Origin of the sequence: Staphylococcus sp. GDY8P45P, from assembly GCF_017892745.1 — a bacterium.
Classification (GTDB): Bacteria; Bacillota; Bacilli; order Staphylococcales; family Staphylococcaceae; genus Staphylococcus; species Staphylococcus cohnii.
Genome location: NZ_JAESLS010000006.1, coordinates 156,975 through 178,841 on the forward strand (window position 1 = coordinate 156,975; position 21,867 = coordinate 178,841).

Consider the following 21,867-nt stretch of genomic DNA (forward strand, 5'->3'; position numbering starts at 1 on the left):
GAATTATAGATAAAAATAGACCCGTAAATGAATGTTCAAAATTCATTTACGGGTCTATCCTCATCGCTTACGCTAATATGAGATAACTAAATAATGTATTTGTTGCTTGCTGCTTATTGTTTCTCACGTAATAAATCACGAATTTCTGTTAATAATACTGTGTTTTCTTCAATTTCTTCTTCTTCTTGTTTAATTAATGTATTTGCAATTTTAACAAATATAAATAATGCAAATGCAATAATAATAAAGTCTATAATCGATTGTACAAACATACCGTATTTGATACCCATAAAGGACCAACTTTTGGCAAAATCAACGGTACCGAATATTAAACCGATTAATGGCATGATAATATATGAAACCAAAGCTGTTACAATTTTGTTGAAAGCTGCACCCATAACTACAGCTACTGCTAAATCTAAGACATTCCCTTTTAATGCAAAATCTTTAAATTCTTGTAGCATATTAATAACCTCTCTTAATTAAATTTTTTTAATATAAATGTTATTATACAATATTTATTAAATTAAGAAAATACTTTTTAAAAGTGAATTTGATATTAACATAGATGTTTGTTATTCTTATGAATGGTAAAACTAAAAAATAGAAATAAATTTGTTTTTTCAAATTTTCTATTTAGATTTAAAAATTTAATATAAATATGAAAGGGAGTAATTAATTGTGAATTCTTCTGAAAATCAACCAAACGGTAAGAAGATATCCCCAGTATTTATTTATAGTGCGATTATTGTTGGTATAGTTGTTTTAATCGGGGCAATTGTTCCAGAACAATTTGACACTGTTACGAACACAATCAAACTATGGATTACTGATAAATTGGGTTGGTATTACTTAATTCTTACAACGTTTATTGTTTTCTTCTGTATTTTCCTAATTTTTAGCCCTATTGGAAAATTAAAGCTCGGTAAACCAAATGATAAACCGGAGTTTAATACTATATCTTGGTTTGCGATGCTATTCAGTGCTGGTATGGGTATAGGACTTGTGTTCTACGGTGCTGCTGAACCTATGGCAGATTTTGCTGCACCGCCAAATGCGGAACCTAAAACTACTGCAGCATATACTGAAGCATTACGTTCTACATTCTTCCATTGGGGATTCCATGCGTGGTCTATTTACGGTGTCGTTGCATTAGCACTTGCTTACGCACAGTTTAGAAAAGGAGAACCAGGACTTATCTCAAGAACGTTACGCCCTATCTTAGGCAATAAAGTAGAAGGTCCAATTGGAACAATCATTGACGTGTTAGCAGTATTTGCTACAGTTGTCGGTGTTGCTGTTTCATTAGGTATGGGTGCATTACAAATCAATGGTGGTTTGAATTACCTATTTGGTGTACCAAATACTATTTGGGTACAAGCAATCATTATTGTGATCGTTACGATTCTATTCATAATGAGTGCATGGTCAGGCTTAAGTAGAGGTATCCAATACTTAAGTAATTTAAATATTAGTTTGGGCGCGGTTCTAATGATTGCAGTCTTGATTATTGGACCAACTGTGTTGATATTAAATATGATGACAAGTTCAACAGGTAGTTTATTAAATTCATTCCTATTTAATACTTTTGATACAGCAGCTCAAAACCCACAAAAACGTGAATGGATGTCTAGCTGGACACTTTACTATTGGGGCTGGTGGTTAAGCTGGAGTCCATTCGTAGGTATCTTTATAGCGCGTGTTTCTAAAGGTCGTTCAGTACGTGAGTTTATTGGTGGTGTACTTTTAGTACCTGCTTTAGTAAGTTTTGTATGGTTCAGTGTATTTGGTGTACTAGGTATTGAAACTGGTAAGAAAAATCCTGAACTGTTTAATATGACAGCTGAAACTCAATTATTTGGTGTGTTTAATGAAATACCATTTGGAATTGTATTATCGTTGATAGCGCTAGTACTCATTGCATCATTCTTTATTACATCTGCTGACTCTGCAACATTTGTATTAGGTATGCAAACGACATTTGGTTCATTAGAACCTTCAAATGTTGTTAAAGTGACTTGGGGTATTGCTCAGTCATTAATTGCTTTCGTATTATTATTTGCAGGTGGAGGAAATGGTGCAGATGCTTTAAATGCAATTCAAAGTGCTGCCATAATCAGTGCGTTACCATTCTCCTTTGTAGTTATAATGATGATGATTTCATTCTACAAAGATGCGAATAAAGAACGTAAATTCTTAGGCTTAACTTTAACGCCTAACAAACACAGACTACAAGATTATGTACAATATCAACAAGAAGATTTTGAAGATGATATAATCAATAAAAGAGCGCCGTTAAGAGACGCTGAAAAATCAGAGAAATAAGCTTAAAAACTGAGGGCCGATGAAGGCTCTCAGTTTTTTTGTTTAAGTTTAATTGCACTTCATTAGTGATAATGATTCTCAATTAATAATAATAACTTATTACACGATACGCTTGTGATAAGTTTTACTTATACGTACTGATTGTAAATTCAAATCTAAATTATAGATGTTTATAATGGTAGGTAGTTGTTTTAAGTTACATATAATTATACAATTTAATTAACGGCATATAATTACTAAAAATTTCAAGGGGGATTTATATGGCTTCTAATTTAAAAGAGCAAGCGAAAAAGTCATTCGAGCTAAATGGGAAATCATACACATACTATGATTTAAAAACTTTAGAAGAACAAGGTTTAACTAAAATATCCAAATTACCATATTCGATAAGAGTTTTATTAGAATCTGAATTGAGACAAGAAGATGGATTTGTTATTTCTGAAGATCACATTAAAGCATTGTCTGAATTCAATAAAGGTACAGTAGGTGAGGTGCCTTTCAAACCATCTCGTGTAATTTTACAAGATTTCACTGGTGTACCTGCAGTTGTTGACTTAGCGTCATTACGTAAAGCTATGAATGATGTTGGGGGAGATTTAAATAAAATTAATCCAGAAGTGCCAGTGGATTTAGTTATTGATCACTCAGTTCAAGTAGATAGCTATGCGAATCCAGATGCGCTAGAAAGAAATATGAAATTAGAATTTGAAAGAAACTACGAACGTTATCAATTCTTAAATTGGGCTACTAAAGCATTTGCTAACTATAGTGCTGTTCCACCAGCAACTGGTATTGTACACCAAGTTAACCTAGAGTACTTAGCAAACGTTGTTCACGCACGTGAAGTAGACGGAGAAACAGTTGCTTTTCCAGATACATTAGTAGGAACTGACTCACATACAACTATGATTAATGGTCTAGGTGTATTAGGTTGGGGTGTAGGTGGTATTGAAGCCGAAGCTGGTATGCTTGGTCAACCTTCTTATTTCCCAATTCCTGAAGTAATTGGTGTAAGATTATCTAATGCGCTACCTCAAGGTGCTACTGCAACGGATTTAGCCTTACGTGTAACTCAAGAATTACGTAAAAAAGGCGTTGTTGGTAAATTTGTTGAGTTCTTTGGCCCAGGTGTAGAACATCTACCATTAGCAGATAGAGCTACAATCGCAAATATGGCGCCTGAATATGGTGCAACTTGTGGTTTCTTCCCTGTAGATAAAGAATCTTTAAAATATTTACGTTTAACTGGTCGTTCAGAAGAACAAATTGAATTAGTTGAAAAATATTTAGAAGAAAACAATATGTTCTTTACTGCTGATAAAGATGAACCAGATTATACAGATGTGGTTGAATTAGATTTAGCTACAGTTGAAGCTTCACTTTCAGGTCCTAAACGACCTCAAGATTTAATCTTCTTAAGTGATATGAAAGAAGAATTTGAAAAATCTGTTACTGCACCTGCTGGTAACCAAGGTCATGGTTTTGATGAAAGTGAATTTGATAAAACAGCAACAATTGAATTTAAAGATGGATCTAAAACACAAATGACTACAGGTGACCTTGCGATTGCAGCAATTACATCATGTACGAATACGTCAAATCCATATGTTATGTTGGGTGCTGGCTTGGTAGCTAGAAATGCAGTTGAAAAAGGCTTAAAAGTACCTGAATATGTTAAAACTTCATTAGCTCCGGGTTCTAAAGTTGTTACAGGTTATTTAAGAGATTCTGGATTACAAGAATATTTAGATGACTTAGGATTTAATTTAGTAGGGTACGGTTGTACAACATGTATCGGTAACTCAGGCCCATTATTAGAAGAAATCGAAAAAGCGATTGCTGAAGAAGATTTACTTGTAACATCTGTTTTATCAGGTAACCGTAACTTTGAAGGACGTATTCATCCATTAGTAAAAGCTAACTATTTAGCATCACCTCAATTAGTAGTTGCATATGCACTTGCAGGTACAGTTGATATTGATTTACAAAATGAGCCATTAGGTAAAGGAAAAAATGGTGAAGATATCTATCTAAAAGATATTTGGCCAACAATTAAAGAAGTAGCAGATACTGTAGATAGTGTCGTTACACCTGAATTGTTTAAAGAAGAATATGAAACTGTTTATAACAACAATGAAATGTGGAATGAAATCGATGTAACAGATCAACCGTTGTATGATTTCGATCCAGAATCAACTTATATTCAAAATCCATCATTCTTCCAAAATTTATCTAAAGAACCAAATGATATTAAATCATTAAATAATTTACGTATTATGGGTAAATTTGGAGATTCAGTTACGACTGATCATATTTCTCCAGCGGGTGCTATCGGTAAAGATACGCCAGCAGGTAAATATTTACTAGATCATGACGTACCTATTCGTCAATTTAACTCTTATGGTTCTCGTCGTGGTAACCATGAGGTAATGGTTCGTGGTACTTTTGCTAATATTCGTATTAAAAACCAATTAGCACCAGGTACAGAAGGTGGTTTCACTACTTACTGGCCTACTGGTGAACAAATGCCTATATATGATGCGGCAATGAAATATAAAGAAGATGGTACTGGTTTAGTAGTATTAGCCGGAAATGACTACGGAATGGGTTCTTCCCGTGACTGGGCTGCTAAAGGTACAAATTTACTAGGTGTTAAAACTGTAATCGCTCAAAGTTATGAACGTATCCACCGTTCTAACTTAGTTATGATGGGTGTGCTACCTTTACAATTCAAAGATGGTGAATCTGCAGATAGCCTAGGTTTAGATGGTACAGAAACTATTTCTGTTGACATCGATGAAAATGTAAAACCACATGATTTAGTGAAAGTAACTGCTAAAAAAGAAAATGGAGAAGTTGTTGACTTCGAAGCAGTTGCACGTTTCGATTCACATGTAGAAATTGATTACTATCGTCATGGCGGCATTTTACAATTAGTATTAAGAAATAAACTAGCAAATTAATTGTTTATTCTGAACAAAAATAAGGCTGAGACAATCTTTTGTGTCTCAGCCTTATTTTATTTGTGAACGCTAAACATTTAACTTTTTCTAGTTAAGTCTGTGGAAATGATTTTAAAATGTGTTTTCTGCCTTGCTTTCATTTTTATGTTAATATTTATATATAAGTAATTCGAACAATTGAAAAGAGGACGTTTATAATGATTTATAGTATTACAGAAATTCCTTCACGTTATGCAGAAACAGATCAAATGGGTGTTATTTATCACGGTAATTATCCAACATGGTTTGAGGTTGCACGCACAGATTATATATCAAAATTAGGTTTTAGCTATAAAGCAATGGAAGAATCTGGTATTATTTCTCCTGTTACAGATTTAGATATTAAATATATAAAAACGATACAATATCCTGAAACTGTTAAAATTAAGACATGGGTTGAAAAATATACACGTTTAAGATCAATTTATTGTTATGAAGTGTACAACGAGGTTGGCGAATTAGCTACTACAGGTTCAACTGTTTTGACTTGTATTAGGAAGGATAACTTTAAGCCTATTAGATTAGATAGATATTTTCCAGAATGGCATGCTATGTATGCAGAAGTAGATAAAAGAAATCAAGCTGGAGAAACATTTGAAGTAGAAAATGGCATGCTTTAATTTAGTTAGATGTATAAATGCATAATTCAATGTATGGTATTTGTATTTATATACATTAATTCATTTGCCATGTGTTTTTCAAGTGTACAAAAGAATGATAAAGATGATTGATAAAAAGAGCCTGGAATGAAACCAGGCTCTTTTTAAGTATATATTTTTATATGAATTATATATTGTGTTATGTGTTTTGAGTTCTATTATTATTTAGCAGAATAAGCAATTTCATCGACACTATCATTGACGTCTATGAATAAATCATGGTCTTCAAAATACCATAAGTCTTTTTCGGCAATCACTACATCTAAGCCATCGAAATGGTTTTCGTAACCAATTTCTACATCATCTTTTTGATCAACACTAAATGCAGGGCTAAATCCTTGTTTTAATTGGAATTCTCCACCATAGCGAACGAAAAATTGTAAGACTTTGTTATCTTCAGGTAAATCAAGTTCATCTTTAAACCAAGATACAGCGTTATCTGAAAGTTTTATATCCATAATAAAAGTCCCCTCTCATTTCACAAGTTATAGCTTGTGACCATTGGTTACTAATTTTTAAATTAGTACTATATTTATTACCCAATTTTGAGTAATAATAAAAGTAGTATATCATATTTAAGTATAATTTTCTTTGAATTCAAATTGTTCAATCATGTTTCAGAGTGAAAACGAAGATATTTAACCACGTTGTAGATTAGTGTGGCATAATGAATATAAGGATTATAATTAAAATAATAGTAAATGAACGATAGATGTTATTGCTTATGAATGTAGAATTAAGAGAAGTGCATTTATTCCACAAATGTTAAGTTATGTTTTATGAATAATGTTTTAAAATGCTGGTTTTGAGACAAGATTCAATTCATACGCTTAACTTGGATTATAATAAGTAAAAATTAATAGTATAATGATAGTCTGAGCTATAAATCTTTAATTTAATGAATAAAAAATAGTGAAGCAGAAGTCTATTTTAAAGATTTCTGCTTCACTATAAGGAAAACTGACTAATGAATAGGTTTATGTTCCATCATTTTCTATTAGCCAGACATTCGTTTTTACTTATCAGTAGCTGAGGCATTAGATTGTCCCAGTCTGAGTAGGTTTGCTATTTTTGTTATTGATTGCTAATGACTTTTGTAATAGTTACATCCATTTAATTTTTGGTTCTTCGCCTTTAAATATTCTAACAATATTAGTTCGATGTCTAAATATTAATAGAACGCCTACACCGATACTCACGACTAGTAAGATATAATCTCGAATTAATAGTGCACCGATTACACAACAGATTGATGCTATGATACTCGATAGTGATACATACTTTGTTAAATAAAGTATGCCGAAGAAAATCGCTGCTAAAATGAGTAATAATATAGGATTGATTCCGAGTATAACACCAGCACTTGTGGCAACCGCTTTTCCACCTTTAAATCCAAGGTAAACTGGATAAACATGACCCAGAATAGCGAATGAGCCTACGATGAGTCCATTTGTGAAAAATGTACTAATAGCACCGTCTGCATGCACTGGTAACCATAGTGGTAAGAACACAACAATAAACCCTTTAAATATATCTAAAAATGTAACAAGGAATCCTGCAGGTTTTCCTAATACTCTAAAACTGTTTGTTGCTCCTGTATTCCCACTACCAAATTGTCTAATATCTTTTTTGAAAAATAATTTACCTATTACATAGCCACTTGGGAAAGCACCAATGAGATAACTTAAAATTAACATGATAATTATCATCACCATACATAATCCACATCCTTTAATGACATTAAAATTATTTTACCATATATGACCTCGGTTAGACGAATAAAAATTTATAACTGTGGTAAAACACGGTTTAAATATTAATTTGATACTTGCAATTTATCAAGATTTATATAAGAATAACTAATGTATAGTTTTAAAAACGAACGTACGTTTGTAGGAGGGCGAAACGATTGGCAATGAACAAACAAAATAAATATTCGGATGATTCCATTCAGGTTTTGGAAGGGTTAGAAGCCGTAAGAAAAAGACCTGGTATGTATATTGGTTCTACCGATAAAAGAGGATTACATCATTTAGTGTATGAAGTTGTCGATAATTCCGTCGATGAAGTATTAAACGGTTTTGGTAATGAAATATTAGTGACAATAAATAAGGACGAAAGTATTACTATAGAAGATGATGGACGTGGGATGCCAACCGGAATTCATACATCGGGTAAACCTACTGTTCAAGTAATATTTACAGTACTTCATGCAGGCGGTAAATTTGGACAAGGCGGATATAAAACTTCAGGTGGCCTACACGGTGTAGGTGCATCAGTTGTAAATGCATTAAGTGAATGGTTAGAAGTAGAAATATACAGAGATGGTGCTATCTATAAACAGCTATTTAGTCACGGTGGTGTACCAGCTACTGGATTAGAAAAGCAAGGTAAAACTAGAAAAACAGGTACTAAAGTTACCTTTAAACCAGATGCTGAAATTTTCAAATCAGCAACATCTTTTAACTATGATGTGTTGAGCGAACGTTTACAAGAATCAGCATTTTTGCTTAAAAATCTTAGAATTACACTTAAAGATTTGAGAGCTGGCAAAGAAAGAGAAGATGTTTTCCACTATGAAGATGGTATAAAAGAATTTGTGAGTTATGTAAATGAAGGTAAAGAAGTGTTACACGATGTAGCAAACTTTGCTGGCACTGCTAATGATATAGAAGTAGAGGTTGCATTTCAGTATAATGATCAATATTCGGAAAGCATCTTGAGTTTTGTCAATAATGTGCGTACTAAAGATGGCGGCACTCATGAAGTTGGCTTTAAAACAGCAATGACGAGAGTGTTTAATGATTATGCTAGACGTATTAATGAATTGAAAGAAAAAGATAAGAACCTAGATGGTAATGATATAAGAGAAGGTTTGACTGCGATTATTTCAATTCGTATACCTGAGGAATTATTACAATTCGAAGGGCAAACTAAGTCTAAATTAGGTACACCTGAAGCCAGAAGTGCAGTAGATTCAGTTGTATCTGAAAAATTACCTTATTATTTAGAAGAAAAAGGACAATTGTCAAAAACCCTCGTTAAAAAAGCATTAAAAGCCCAACAAGCAAGAGAAGCAGCACGTAAAGCAAGAGAAGATGCGCGATCAGGTAAGAAAAACAAACGAAAAGATACATTATTATCCGGAAAGTTAACACCTGCGCAAAGTAAGAATACAGAAAAAAAAGAATTGTATTTAGTTGAGGGTGATTCAGCTGGTGGTTCTGCAAAATTGGGGCGTGACCGGAAATATCAAGCAATTTTACCTTTAAGAGGTAAAGTTATAAACACTGAAAAAGCACGCTTAGAAGATATTTTTAAAAACGAAGAGATTAATACGATTATCCACACAATAGGTGCTGGTGTAGGTAATGAATTTAAATTAGAAGATAGCAATTACAATCGTGTAATTATAATGACAGATGCGGATACGGATGGCGCACATATTCAAGTGCTTTTATTAACATTCTTCTTTAAATATATGAAACCTTTAGTAGAAGCAGGTAGAGTATTTATAGCATTACCTCCATTGTACAAACTGGAAAAAGGTAAGGGTGCTTCTAAGAAAATAGAATATGCATGGACAGATGAAGAATTAGAAAAACTACAAAAGAAATTAGGTAAAGGATTTAGTTTACAGCGTTATAAAGGTTTAGGGGAAATGAACGCTGATCAATTATGGGAAACAACAATGAATCCAGATACAAGAACGCTGATTCGAGTACAAGTCGATGATGAATTACGTTCATCGAAACGCGTAACAACTTTAATGGGAGACAAAGTAGCTCCTAGACGTGAATGGATTGAAAAACATGTTGAATTTGGTCTTCAAGAAGATCAAAGCATTCTGGATAACAATGAAATTCAAATACTAGAGCAGGATTATTCTGATGAGGAGGAAATGAATTGAGTGAAATAATTCAAGATTTGTCGCTGGAAGATGTTATTGGCGACCGATTTGGTAGATATAGTAAATACATCATTCAAGAGCGTGCATTACCAGATGTTCGTGATGGGCTTAAACCTGTTCAAAGACGTATTTTATACGCTATGTATTCTAGTGGTAATACATTTGATAAAAATTTCCGTAAAAGTGCAAAAACTGTCGGTGATGTTATCGGACAATATCACCCTCATGGTGATTTATCTGTATATGATGCGATGGTTCGTTTGAGTCAAGATTGGAAACTGCGACATGTTCTGATAGAAATGCAAGGTAATAATGGTAGTATTGATAACGACCCAGCAGCTGCTATGCGTTATACTGAAGCGAAATTAAGCAGAATTTCAGAAGAGTTATTAAGAGATATTAATAAAGAAACTGTACCATTTATGCCTAACTACGATGATACGACAATGGAACCAATGGTATTACCTGCTAGACTCCCACATTTGTTAATCAATGGAAGTACAGGTATATCTTCAGGTTATGCCACGGATATACCTCCGCATAATCTCGCTGAAGTTATTCAAGCAACATTGAAGTATATAGATAATCCCAACATCACTGTAAGTCAGTTGATGAAGTATATCAAAGGTCCCGATTTTCCTACAGGTGGTATTATTCAAGGGATTGATGGTATTAAGAAAGCTTATGAAACTGGAAAAGGTAAAATTGTTGTTCGCTCTAAAGTCGATGTCGAAGAATTGAGAAATGGTAGAAAAGAACTCATCGTTACTGAATTACCTTATGAAGTTAACAAAAGTTCACTTGTTAAAAAGATGGATGAACTGCGAGCAGATAAAAAAGTAGATGGTATTGTAGAAGTACGTGACGAAACGGACCGTACAGGGCTACGAATTGCCATTGAATTAAAGAAAGATGTCAATAGCGAAGCGGTTGCTAATTTTTTATATAAAAACACAGACTTACAAGTTGCATATAATTTTAATATGGTAGCAATCAGTGACGGTCGTCCACTTCTTATGGGTATTCGTCAATTTATAGACAGTTATCTCAATCATCAGATTGATGTAGTTACTAAGCGTACACGTTTTGAATTAGATAATGCAGAAAGTAGAATGCATATTGTAGAAGGTCTAATGAAAGCTTTGTCAATTTTAGATGAAGTTATTAAACTCATTCGAAATTCAAAAAATAAAAAAGACGCTAAAGATAATTTGGTTTCTGAGTTTGATTTTACAGAAGCACAAGCTGAAGCTATTGTTACGTTGCAACTATATCGTCTGACAAATACAGATATAGTACAATTACAAGAAGAACATGATGAATTAAAAGCTAAAATTGCACATTTAAAAAATATTTTAGATAACCATGATGCTTTGTTGAATGTTATCAAAGAAGAATTGGGCGAAATAAAAAATAAATATAAGCAACAACGTTTATCTACTATAGAAGCTGAAATCAGTGAAATCAAAATTGACAAAGAGGTCATGGTGCCAAGCGAAAATGTAATTATGAGTATTACGAAACATGGTTACATAAAACGAACATCGTTACGTAGCTTTAATGCCAGTGGTGTAGAAGAGCTAGGTGTAAAAGATGGGGATACAATGCTCAAATATCAAGAAGTAAATACATTAGATACAGCATTAGTATTCACAAATAAAGGCAGACATCTTTATATACCAGTTCATAAACTTTCAGAGATTAAGTGGAAAGATTTAGGACAACATGTATCACAGATTGTGCCTATTGATGAAGGTGAGCATGTTATAGATGTTTATTGTGAAAGTGATTTTAAACCAGATGTATTTTATATTTTAGCTACGCGAAATGGCATGATTAAGAAAAGTAATGTCTCTATGTTTAAAACATCAAGATACAATAAACCACTTGTCTCTATGAAACTAAAAGATAATGATGAAGTGATTAATGTAATGAGATTAGATGAACCACAAACGATTACTGTTTTAACACACAAAGGGATGTCATTAACTTACAGTAGTGAAGAGTTATCAGATACTGGACTAAGAGCCGCTGGTGTTAAATCGATTAACCTTAAAAGTGAGGACTATGTTGTGTTAACACAAATCGTTAATGAAAATAACACGATCTTGATGGCGACTCAACGTGGTTCATTAAAACGCATAAGATTTAATATTTTACAAAAAGCTAAACGTGCACAACGCGGTATCACATTATTAAAAGAGCTTAAAAAAACACCGCATCGCATCGTAGCAGCTAACGTTGTTCAGCCGGATCATACAACTTATACAGTATATTCAAAACAACATGAAGAAAGCGGCAATATTAAAGATATTCATTTATCGGAACAATATACCAATGGTAGCTTTGTAGTAGATGTTAAAGAATTTGGTGAAGTTGTTAATATGATCGTTAAATAACACAAGTTTTAAAATTTTGTTAGTAAATACAACAATATAATGATAAAATACCTATTAGGTGTAACAAAAATGAAGCAAGAGATTTATAGTAATGTGAAAAGGTACTGTGCAATGCTTGATGATAAGTACTTTACCGATTCATTTATTTTCATGTCTACATAAGCATTGGATTTTGTTTATAAACATGAATGAAACTATAAATCTCTTGATTTTACTATGAAAATTAATTTGTATAGATGAGAGGGATTAAATTGAGCAATTTTGATAGTTTGATTCCGGATTGGTTCAAAGCATTTGTTCAAGTCGGGAATGATTTAATCTGGTCACAATACTTAATTGGACTTTTAATTACAGCAGGTATATTTTTTACCATTGGATCTAAGTTCGTACAATTAAGATGGATACCGGAAATGTTTCGAGCAATTGGAGAAAAACCTGAAACATTAGAAAATGGAAAAAAAGGTATTTCACCATTCCAAGCATTTGCAATTAGTGCAGGTTCTCGTGTTGGTACTGGTAATATTGCCGGTGTTGCGACAGCAATTGTATTAGGAGGCCCTGGTGCAGTATTTTGGATGTGGATTATTGCTTTTATCGGAGCAGCCAGTGCATTTATTGAAGCAACGCTTGCGCAAGTGTATAAGGTGCCTGATGAAGAAGGTGGTTATCGTGGTGGACCAGCTTATTACATAAGTAAAGGACTCAACCAAAAATGGTTAGGTGTTGTTTTTGCGGTATTAATTACAGTGACATTTGCATTTGTTTTTAATACAGTACAATCAAACACAATAGCTGAATCATTAAAAACGCAATATAATGTAAGCCCTATTGTTACTGGTATAATCTTAGCTATTGTTACTGCTATTATTATATTTGGAGGCGTAAGAAGTATTGCAACGTTATCTTCTATAATTGTGCCTGTGATGGCAATTATTTATATAGGTTTAGTTGCTGTAATATTAATATTCAACTATGATCAAATCATACCAATGATTGCAACTATAGTTAAAAATGCTTTTGGATTTGAACAAGCAACTGGAGGCGCTGTTGGTGCAGCTGTTCTTCAAGGTATTAAACGTGGTTTGTTCTCAAACGAAGCTGGTATGGGTTCTGCGCCAAATGCTGCTGCTACAGCTGCTGCGCCACACCCAGTTAAACAAGGTTTGATCCAATCATTAGGCGTATTCTTTGATACGATGTTAGTATGTACGGCAACGGCGATAATGATTTTATTATATACTGGATTGGAATTTGGAGAGAATGCAGCACAAGGCGTTGCAGTTACACAATCTGCATTGAATGAACATTTAGGTAGTGCAGGTGGTATTTTCTTAACGATTGCGATTACTTTATTTGCATTTTCTTCCGTTATCGGTAATTATTATTATGGTCAATCGAATATGGAATTTTTATGGGAAAATAAAACTGTATTATTTATTTTCAGATGTTTAGTTGTTGTACTTGTCTTCGTTGGCGCAGTTGTGAAAACTGAAACGGTATGGAGTACGGCAGATGTATTCATGGGTCTAATGGCGATTGTCAACTTAGTAGCTATTATTGGTTTATCTAACATTGCTTTCGCAGTTATGAATGATTACCAACGTCAACGTAAAGCCGGCAAAAAGCCTGTATTTAAACCTGAAGAGTTAGAAATCAACTTGTTCGGTATTGAGAGTTGGGGAATGAAGAAAAAATAATCTTGTTTAAATATTAGTGCAAAGATTTAAATGTTTCTTCATTATCATATTTTCTTTAATATTAATTTATATATAGGCAGTAATATAAAGTTATGTTAAACATTTGATTTTATATTACTGCTTTTTAATATACACTGTAATATTTTAGTCCAATACATTTTTTATTTGTAGTAGTTATTATGAATTATGGGTGTTTAGTTAATTTTTAATAAAATATGACAAAATATATGTTTGGGAAATGGTCATTGTGTTATGATTAACATTAGTTATTTTAAATATTAAACGTTATGTATTGTGTCACAAAAGTGCATAATTTTTTTATTATGCGCTAAAAGATCAATATATTTTGAAAAATAAGGTTTGGTGATGTTATGTCAAATGAAGATAATTTAAAGCAAGAAACGGAATCTAAGAAAAGTAAGTTAAAATTAAGTTTCCCCGAAACGCGTTTTATGAAGTTTTTAGGAGGCAAAGATTTAGTTTTTGCTTTGCTTATATTGATATTTATTGGCTGTGCTATTTTTATATTTGATCAAGTTTCTTATATTTTTAAACCATTTATAATTGTTTTTAATACAATTGTAGCACCGATCATTGTATCGATTATATTATATTATTTATTTAACCCATTAGTTAATTTGATGGAACGATATAATATATCAAGACTTTGGGGTGTGATTATATTATTCTTAGTCATTATTGGTGTGATTGCGTTAGCTATTAATTTATTAATACCTGTGATTGGTGCTCAGTTTAAAAGTTTTGGAAATAACTTCCCATATTATGTAGATAAGGTTAATAAATTTATAGATAGTGTAACGAAATACTCTTTAATTTCTAATTTTTATGGACAAATTCAAGATCAATTAGATTCATTGGCGAAAAAATTACCTTCAATGGTGTCTGATTATTTTAATGGTTTTGGTTCTAAAGTTAAAAATTTTGCTGAAGCTTTAGTAAATGTTGGCGTTGTAATTGCTACAACACCATTTGTTTTATTCTTTATGTTAAAAGATGGGCACCGCTTCAAAGAATTTTCAACAAACTTAATGCCGCCTAAATTTAGAAAAGATTTTCATGATTTATTAGATAAAATGAGTCTACAAGTTGGTTCTTATATCCAAGGACAAATTATCGTATCGTTCTGTATTGGTATATTATTATTTATTGGGTATAGTATCATTGGTTTAGACTACAGTTTAATTTTAGCTTCAATCGCTGCAGTCACAAGTGTTGTTCCATATATTGGTCCGACGATTGCGATTTCACCAGCAATTATAATTGCTTTAATTACTTCACCGATTATGTTGCTGAAGTTAGTGGTTGTTTGGACAGCTGTTCAATTTATTGAAGGGCATTTCATTTCTCCGAATATCATGGGTAAAACATTGAAAATTCATCCACTGACAATTATATTCATCTTACTAAGTGCAGGTAATTTATTAGGTGTTGTCGGTGTTATTTTAGGTATTCCTGCTTATGCGATATTGAAAGTATTAGTTTCGCATTTATTTACCATGTACAAACGTCGTTATAATAAATATTATGGTGATGATGCAGGGGAATATGAAATTACTTCTGATGAAGAAATTCGTTGATTTAAAATTTAAACAATGTATTAAAAGGCTGAGACATAAGGTTCTTGGTCAAGTGAAAAAAGGCAATTTCTATTGAAATAATATAGAAATTGTCTTTTTCATTATTGTTTTGATTATTGCTAGCTTATTGAGCTATTACTTTTCTAATATTAAGTGCCATCAATACAAATCCAAGTTCTCTTTTGACGTGTTTACTTTCTTAACCGAATACATTTTTAGGGGTTGTTTCAACGATTTCATTCACATGTCGTGACATATCACTTATAGCGATTTTGTAACGTGCGGACGCCCGGGAAATGATATGAGCGAGAGACTACAGGTTCGAGCCATATCCCAGGCAAGCATGCATAATCAAAATCGTAAGATTTTTATATAAAATGGACTCATCCATCATGTGTAATCATATTAAGTTATATCATTTGGTGAAATTAAAATTATAAATTTCTAGCAGTTGTATATGTTAAATCATGTTTTTTAATATTATAAAACAGTTACTTCTTTAAATAATAAATACGAAAGTTTTTCCATTGTTTTAAAACACATCACTTATAGCGATTTTGTAACGTGCGGACGCCCGGGGAAATGATATGGGCGAGAGACTACAGGCTCGAGCCATATCCCCAGGCAAGCATGCACGATCAAAATCGTAGTATTTTAAATATAAAGAGGACCAATCTATATTAAGGATTGGCCCTCTTATTTTGAGAATGGGGATTTATGTTCCAGTCTCTTTTATGATTGACAAGATGGGATGAAATATTCATTTTAAGTGAATTAGCTTCCCGTTCTGCTCATTTTTATTTTGTTTGTAAGATGATTACATGTGTAAACTTTTAAACGAAGTATACAGAGTCTAACAATATTGTAATATATAACGTGTATAAGAATTATTTATTAAAAATAAGAATTGTGCTATATTTTAAATATTATATGAATATAGAAAAGTGATGTGAACACATGTCAAAGAAGTTAGGAAATAAAATATTAACAATAATGAAAGTTATATTTGCACTTTCGTTATTTATATTTGTTGCTTTTACGTTATATAAAGAATTAGCGAATATAAATTTAAAAGAAACGATTCATTCTATAAAAGATATTAATAGTGTATGGTTGGTTGTGTTGTTTATGAGTGGCGGCCTAGCCATATTGATTTTATCAATGTATGATGTAATTTTAGCTAAGGTATTACATTTAAAAATTTCTTTAGTTAAAACCGTACGTATAGGATATATTGTAAATGCTTTGAATGCAGTATTGGGTTTTGGAGGATTTATAGGAGCGAGCGTAAGATTTTTATTATATAAAGATACTACGGAAGATAAAAAAGGATTACTACACACTATTTCTATTGTTTTAATCTCTATGTTGACTGGTTTGAGTATGCTTTCTATTTTAGTAGTATTTCATGTATTTGATGTTAGGCATGTATTTAGTCCATTCCCTTGGGTTAGATGGTTAATGTATATTGTAGCATTATTTTTGCCGATCTTTATTTTCTTTACAATTTGGAAACCAGTCAATAAAAACAGTAAACTGACTGGGATATATTGCACCATTGTTTCTAGTATTGAATGGATGATTGCTGCTTTAGTGTTGTACATGGCACTATTAATTGTTGGTATACATGTGCATTTTCCTGTATTCATGGGGATATTTATCATTGGCGCTTTATCTGGGTTAATGAGTTTCATTCCCGGTGGATTTGGCACATTTGATTTGGTACTATTACTAGGATTGAAAAGTTTAAACATTCCAGAAGAGAAAATTGTTTTAGCTTTATTACTCTACAGGTTAGCTTATTACCTATTTCCTGTTTTAATTGCACTTATTCTCTCAACATTTGAATTCAGAAATACTGCAAAACGTTATTGGGATGACTCTAAAATTATGATACCTGTCAAAGATATGTCATCACTTCTAGCATCTTATCAAAAAGATATTTTAACAAGAATTCCAGCGTTTTCCATTGCATTATTACTTTTATTTACGAGTGTTTTATTTTTCTTTAATAACATTACAATTATTTATGATGGGCTATATAGTAACAATCATGCGTTTTATTATATTATAGCGTCTATCCATACTTGTGCATGTTTATTATTATTGTTAAATGTGATTGGTGTATATCATTTATCTAAGAGAGCACTTTTGTTCGCTATCTGTTCAGTCATCATTATATTTAGCGTCACAGTTTATACCTATCCTTCTTTGATTCTTTTGAGTTGGTTAATAACTATGTTCGTAATGCTTGTTTTATTTTATAGAAGCGCACGCGTCATAAAGCGTCCATTTAGATATACGAAACTATTGTCTAGCGTAATCATAGGCGCACTTGTGTTGTTCATTAACCATGTGTTTATAAAGAATACATTTTATACTTTAGACATTTATCATTTAGAAGTAGATACCTCTCTTTTAAGATATTATTTTTGGTTCACAATTATTACAGTAGTTATTATAGTAAGTGTTATTGTGTGGTGGTTTGAAGCAAGATTTAAATCTGCAGGCAGTGATCACAATCTAGAGCAATGTGAAACAATCATTCAAAAATTTGGCGGGAATTATTTAAGTCATCTAATTTATAGTGGTGATAAGAAGTTTTTCTTTAATGAACAGCAAGATGCATTTGTGATGTATCGTTATAAACGAAATGCATATATTGTTTTGGGTGATCCTATCGGAAATAGTGCATCGTTCCATGAGTTGCTTGAAACATTTTATAATGAAGCACACTATTTAGGTTACGATATTATTTTCTATCAAGTAACTGACAAATATATGTCAATTTACCATGATTTTGGAAATCAATTTTTTAAATTAGGTGAAGAAGCCATTATTGATTTATCAACTTTCACTACTTCAGGAAAAAAGAAACGCGGTTTGCGTGCTACCTTGAACAAACTAGAAGATTTGGGTTGTAATTTTGAGATGTTAGAACCGCCTTTTTCACAAAACATATTTGATGAATTGAAACAAATAAGTGATGATTGGTTATCAGGCTCTGCAGAAATGCAATTTTCAGTAGGGAATTTTAGTGAACATTATATATCACAGGCGCCGATTGGAGTCATTAGAGATAAAGAAAAAGTTATTATTGGTTTTTGTACATTTATGCCTGTGAATGACAATTCGACATTATCTATTGATTTAATTCGTTGGAAATCAGATGCTTCCTTACCACTGATGGATAGTTTATATCTGCATATGCTATTATGGGCTAAAGCAAATCATTATCAATACTTTAATATGGGCATGGCCACACTGTCTAATGTAGGTAAAGTACCGTTTTCATTTTACAGAGAAAGACTTGCTGGTAGAATATTTGAGCATTTCAATGGCCTATATAGATTTCAAGGTTTAAGACGTTATAAAGAAAAGTTCAATCCCAACTGGCAACCAAGATTTTTAGTATATCGTAAAGGGAATTCATTATGGATAAGTATGACAAAAGTCATGCGCGTAATTAGAAAAAAATAATAAAAAACAACCAACAATCCCGTTAATGATTGTTGGTTGTTTTTTGGAGTTATAGCTTTTAATGGTTTTTGTAGTCAATGCCGGAGAAGTTATTAACTACTTTTTAATAAACTAACTATATACTTTCTAAATATCATTTTGACTCTAACTATATTTATGAATTTCTAGTTACCCCTTTGTTCAAGGTGTAAATATAATATATCATCAATAGAAAACGCTTTCAATACTATAATATCATCTCATGTGAATAAAAATTGACATTTTATATAGTTAATTTCATTTTGAAACTTAAATGTATTTTTACATCAGATTAAAGTTAATATTTGCAATTTGAATTATTATCATTTGTTATATTATTAAAATACATTCAATATTTTAAGATTATGTAGTAACATGTAAATATTAATGCTTGCAGTGTGCGCAATGGGGTGAAAAAATGAAAAAAGTTATCGTTTGTTTGGTATTAATAATGCTTTTAGTTGCGTTAACGTTATCAATTAAGTCGTTATATGATACCATACACACAAATTACAAAGGTTCGAACCAATCTGCTCAAAATGAAAAGTTTAAAAAGGAAAAAAATCCAAAGTATAAAATACCTAAGATTAATGTATTATCGCAACAATTCAGTGAAAATTTCATGAATAGTGATGTAAGAAATCATTATATGCATATTTCAAAAGGTATGCACAAGCGTAAAGTTGAAACATATTTTGGTGATAGTGAAAATATAATACAAATTGCTAATGTGAAAGCACATAAATATGGTAACATCGCAGTTTTGTTTAAAAATGATAAAGTTCAACGAATTTTTGTTGTTCCTGATAATGTTACTGTTGCATCGTTTGCTCAAGTACATGGTCAAAGAACATTTAATAGTCATAATCGCACGATAATATATGATGATAATCCATCTAATCATTTTTCTGTTAAAGTATATTTTGATTCAAATGAAAAAGTGACGGCAATAGAAAATATAGATCAAATATCTACTATAGAATAGATATTAATGAGCGTGGACATAATGTTTATTGTCAACTTTAAGGACTTATCCGAATTAACAGGATGAGTCTTTTTTATTTAAATTTATATGAGGTGAAAGAATTGCGGTTTTCAAGAAAATGATGAAACTATCACTTAATAAAAGTAATGAAGGTTCGAGTACGTCTTTATTTAATATAACTAATAGCGCAATAGTTTATAAAATGGTAAGATATTTATATTTTTGGTCCGATTAGTATAAACTAATGCTTTTGTGCTATATAAATAAATTAATAAAAACATGGGATATAAAGTAATATAAAAATTAAAATTTCAAATAAACTACCAAAATATAAATTATTATGATAATATGAAAACGGTTACAAAATAGAGGTGATTTTTATAGTAACAATAAAAGAGGTAGCTAAATTAGCGGGTTGTTCTGTAGCAACGGTATCTAGAGTTATCAATAATAATGGATATGTAAAAGCTCAAACAAAAACACAAATTGAACGTGCGATTCATGAGCTTAACTATCAACCTAATGAAGCAGCACGTACATTATATAAACGCAAGTCAAAAATGATTGGTTTATTATTACCAGATATCAGTAATCCTTTTTTTACATTGATAGCGAGAGGTGTTGAAGATATAGCGCTTGCGCATGGTTTTCAAGTTTTAATTGGCAATAGTGACAACGATGTTGATAAGGCTAAAGATTATCTATCTACTTTCAATGCTTATAATTGTGTAGGCGTGATTTCTACAGCATTTGCTGATGATCAAATCGAAAAGTTATTAGTATCACAAGGTATTCATTATGTATTTGTAGATCGTGTTAAAGATGAAGGTAATGGTATTTCTATGAATCATTTTGAAGGTGGACAATTACAAGCTCGGCTTGTGTTAGAAGGTAAGCCAAAAAATATTTTGATTCTTCATTTAGATTTGAATATTGAGGCATTTAAATTGAGAATAGATGGCATTAAACAAGAATTGAACAATTATGATGTAAGTTATTACGATTGTTCAGCCGAGACTTTAAAAAATAAAAGTGCATTTATTTCATTAGTTAAAGATTTACATATTGATAGCATTATATGTAGCAATGATGTACTTGCAATTGAAACAATGGGACTTATTCAGCAATTTCAATTGAAAGTTCCTGAAGATATTCAAATTGTGGGTTATGACAATATACCTTTTTCTGCAATGACGTTTCCTCAAATTGCAACTATTGATCAGTCTGCGTATTTTTTAGGACAACAAGCGGTATCAATTTTATTGAAATTAAATAAAAACTGTGTAGTGAATCAACAAGATAATACGCTAAAGTTATCAACTAAACGCAGAGGCAGTATTAGATTTGAGTAATGATATGTAACGGGTTACATAAAATATGATTTAACGAAAGGGGAATTAAATGTATAAAACAGGTATTTTGAACAGTGAAATTTCTAAGGTATTAAGTGATTTAGGGCATACAGATACAATTATCATTGCTGATTGTGGATTACCAGTACCAGATGGTGTTAAAAAAATAGATTTAGCATTAACTTTTGGACACCCTTCATTTGAAGAAGTATTTAATTTAGTTAAAGCACATATGAAAATTGAACAGCTTACCATTGCAAATGAAATGATAAAACAAAATAGTGAGTTATATGTGAAATTATTAGCTGAAAATATTGATATGGTCACGGAATCCCATGAAAAATTAAAAATGTATAGTAAGGATGTTAAAGCAATTATAAGAACAGGTGAAGCGACACCTTACGCTAATGCAATTTTATCAAGCGGTGTTTTATTTTAAGGG

At 31.7% G+C, this 21,867-nt stretch carries 14 protein-coding genes and 1 pseudogene; 11 read left to right on the forward strand and 4 right to left on the reverse strand.

Annotated elements, in window-relative coordinates:
* Positions 1 to 113: 113 nt before the first annotated feature.
* A complete protein-coding gene (mscL, locus tag KA873_RS05470; RefSeq protein ID WP_107384942.1) occupies positions 114 to 464 on the reverse strand; it encodes a large conductance mechanosensitive channel protein MscL in 351 nt (116 codons plus the stop codon).
* 217 nt (positions 465 to 681) lie between these two features.
* Here mscL and KA873_RS05475 point away from each other — a divergent pair, with 217 nt between their 5' ends.
* The 3 genes from KA873_RS05475 (at position 682) to menI (ending at position 5,947) form a co-directional block, all read left to right on the forward strand.
* Positions 682 to 2,325 (forward strand): BCCT family transporter, encoded by a 1,644-nt coding sequence (locus tag KA873_RS05475; protein ID WP_394859701.1) that lies wholly within the window; start codon positions 682 to 684, stop codon positions 2,323 to 2,325.
* Positions 2,326 to 2,585: 260 nt separating this feature from the next.
* Positions 2,586 to 5,288 carry an aconitate hydratase AcnA gene (gene acnA / locus KA873_RS05480; RefSeq protein WP_107386646.1) on the forward strand — a complete coding sequence of 901 codons (2,703 nt, stop codon included), beginning with the start codon at positions 2,586 to 2,588 and terminating at the stop codon, positions 5,286 to 5,288.
* Positions 5,289 to 5,485: 197 nt separating this feature from the next.
* Positions 5,486 to 5,947 carry a 1,4-dihydroxy-2-naphthoyl-CoA hydrolase MenI gene (menI, locus tag KA873_RS05485; protein WP_107504945.1) on the forward strand — a complete coding sequence of 154 codons (462 nt, stop codon included), beginning with the start codon at positions 5,486 to 5,488 and terminating at the stop codon, positions 5,945 to 5,947.
* A 200-nt stretch (positions 5,948 to 6,147) separates the two neighbouring features.
* On the opposite strand, the gene KA873_RS05490 is transcribed toward menI, so the two are convergent.
* Positions 6,148 to 6,444 (reverse strand): HesB/YadR/YfhF family protein, encoded by a 297-nt coding sequence (locus KA873_RS05490; RefSeq protein WP_019467977.1) that lies wholly within the window; start codon positions 6,442 to 6,444, stop codon positions 6,148 to 6,150.
* Positions 6,445 to 7,089: 645 nt separating this feature from the next.
* On the reverse strand, positions 7,090 to 7,698 hold the full coding sequence (plsY, locus tag KA873_RS05495; protein WP_107504949.1) for a glycerol-3-phosphate 1-O-acyltransferase PlsY: 609 nt from the start codon (positions 7,696 to 7,698) through the stop codon (positions 7,090 to 7,092).
* A gap of 203 nt (positions 7,699 to 7,901) precedes the next feature.
* Here plsY and parE point away from each other — a divergent pair, with 203 nt between their 5' ends.
* The 4 genes from parE (at position 7,902) to KA873_RS05515 (ending at position 15,590) form a co-directional block, all read left to right on the forward strand.
* Positions 7,902 to 9,896: a DNA topoisomerase IV subunit B gene (gene parE, locus KA873_RS05500; RefSeq protein ID WP_182467393.1), complete on the forward strand. Its 1,995-nt coding sequence runs from the start codon at positions 7,902 to 7,904 to the stop codon at positions 9,894 to 9,896.
* A complete protein-coding gene (gene parC, locus KA873_RS05505; protein WP_210138587.1) occupies positions 9,893 to 12,295 on the forward strand; it encodes a DNA topoisomerase IV subunit A in 2,403 nt (800 codons plus the stop codon). The genes parE and parC overlap by 4 nt, the downstream gene beginning before the upstream one ends.
* Before the next feature lie 251 nt (positions 12,296 to 12,546).
* Positions 12,547 to 13,992, forward strand: a complete 1,446-nt coding sequence (alsT, locus tag KA873_RS05510) for a glutamine transporter AlsT (RefSeq protein WP_107504947.1) — start codon at positions 12,547 to 12,549, stop codon at positions 13,990 to 13,992.
* Positions 13,993 to 14,363: 371 nt separating this feature from the next.
* Positions 14,364 to 15,590, forward strand: coding sequence for an AI-2E family transporter (locus tag KA873_RS05515; protein ID WP_107384981.1), 1,227 nt, complete (start codon positions 14,364 to 14,366; stop codon positions 15,588 to 15,590).
* 1 nt (position 15,591) lies between these two features.
* Here KA873_RS05515 and KA873_RS05520 read toward each other — a convergent pair.
* Positions 15,592 to 15,774: pseudogene (locus KA873_RS05520) on the reverse strand (IS5/IS1182 family transposase); the annotation flags it as partial.
* Between the two features lie 773 nt (positions 15,775 to 16,547).
* On the opposite strand from KA873_RS05520, the gene mprF reads away from it, so the two are divergent.
* From mprF to rbsD, 4 genes are all read left to right on the forward strand, one after another.
* Positions 16,548 to 19,070, forward strand: a complete 2,523-nt coding sequence (mprF, locus tag KA873_RS05525) for a bifunctional lysylphosphatidylglycerol flippase/synthetase MprF (protein ID WP_119517637.1) — start codon at positions 16,548 to 16,550, stop codon at positions 19,068 to 19,070.
* Between the two features lie 436 nt (positions 19,071 to 19,506).
* Positions 19,507 to 20,073 (forward strand): hypothetical protein, encoded by a 567-nt coding sequence (locus tag KA873_RS05530; RefSeq protein WP_107505432.1) that lies wholly within the window; start codon positions 19,507 to 19,509, stop codon positions 20,071 to 20,073.
* A 371-nt stretch (positions 20,074 to 20,444) separates the two neighbouring features.
* Positions 20,445 to 21,425 carry a LacI family DNA-binding transcriptional regulator gene (locus KA873_RS05535; RefSeq protein ID WP_233422665.1) on the forward strand — a complete coding sequence of 327 codons (981 nt, stop codon included), beginning with the start codon at positions 20,445 to 20,447 and terminating at the stop codon, positions 21,423 to 21,425.
* Between the two features lie 49 nt (positions 21,426 to 21,474).
* Positions 21,475 to 21,864: a D-ribose pyranase gene (gene rbsD / locus KA873_RS05540; protein WP_107384575.1), complete on the forward strand. Its 390-nt coding sequence runs from the start codon at positions 21,475 to 21,477 to the stop codon at positions 21,862 to 21,864.
* Positions 21,865 to 21,867: the final 3 nt, after the last annotated feature.

Coding starts and splice junctions, on each gene's coding strand:
- KA873_RS05530 (WP_107505432.1), top strand. CDS start 19,507: ATGAAAAAAGTTATCGTTTGTTTGGTATTAATAATGCTTTTAGTTGCG.
- acnA (WP_107386646.1), top strand. CDS start 2,586: ATGGCTTCTAATTTAAAAGAGCAAGCGAAAAAGTCATTCGAGCTAAAT.
- parE (WP_182467393.1), top strand. CDS start 7,902: ATGAACAAACAAAATAAATATTCGGATGATTCCATTCAGGTTTTGGAA.
- menI (WP_107504945.1), top strand. CDS start 5,486: ATGATTTATAGTATTACAGAAATTCCTTCACGTTATGCAGAAACAGAT.
- KA873_RS05490 (WP_019467977.1), bottom strand. CDS start 6,444: ATGGATATAAAACTTTCAGATAACGCTGTATCTTGGTTTAAAGATGAA.
- mscL (WP_107384942.1), bottom strand. CDS start 464: ATGCTACAAGAATTTAAAGATTTTGCATTAAAAGGGAATGTCTTAGAT.
- KA873_RS05515 (WP_107384981.1), top strand. CDS start 14,364: ATGTCAAATGAAGATAATTTAAAGCAAGAAACGGAATCTAAGAAAAGT.
- rbsD (WP_107384575.1), top strand. CDS start 21,475: ATGTATAAAACAGGTATTTTGAACAGTGAAATTTCTAAGGTATTAAGT.
- mprF (WP_119517637.1), top strand. CDS start 16,548: ATGTCAAAGAAGTTAGGAAATAAAATATTAACAATAATGAAAGTTATA.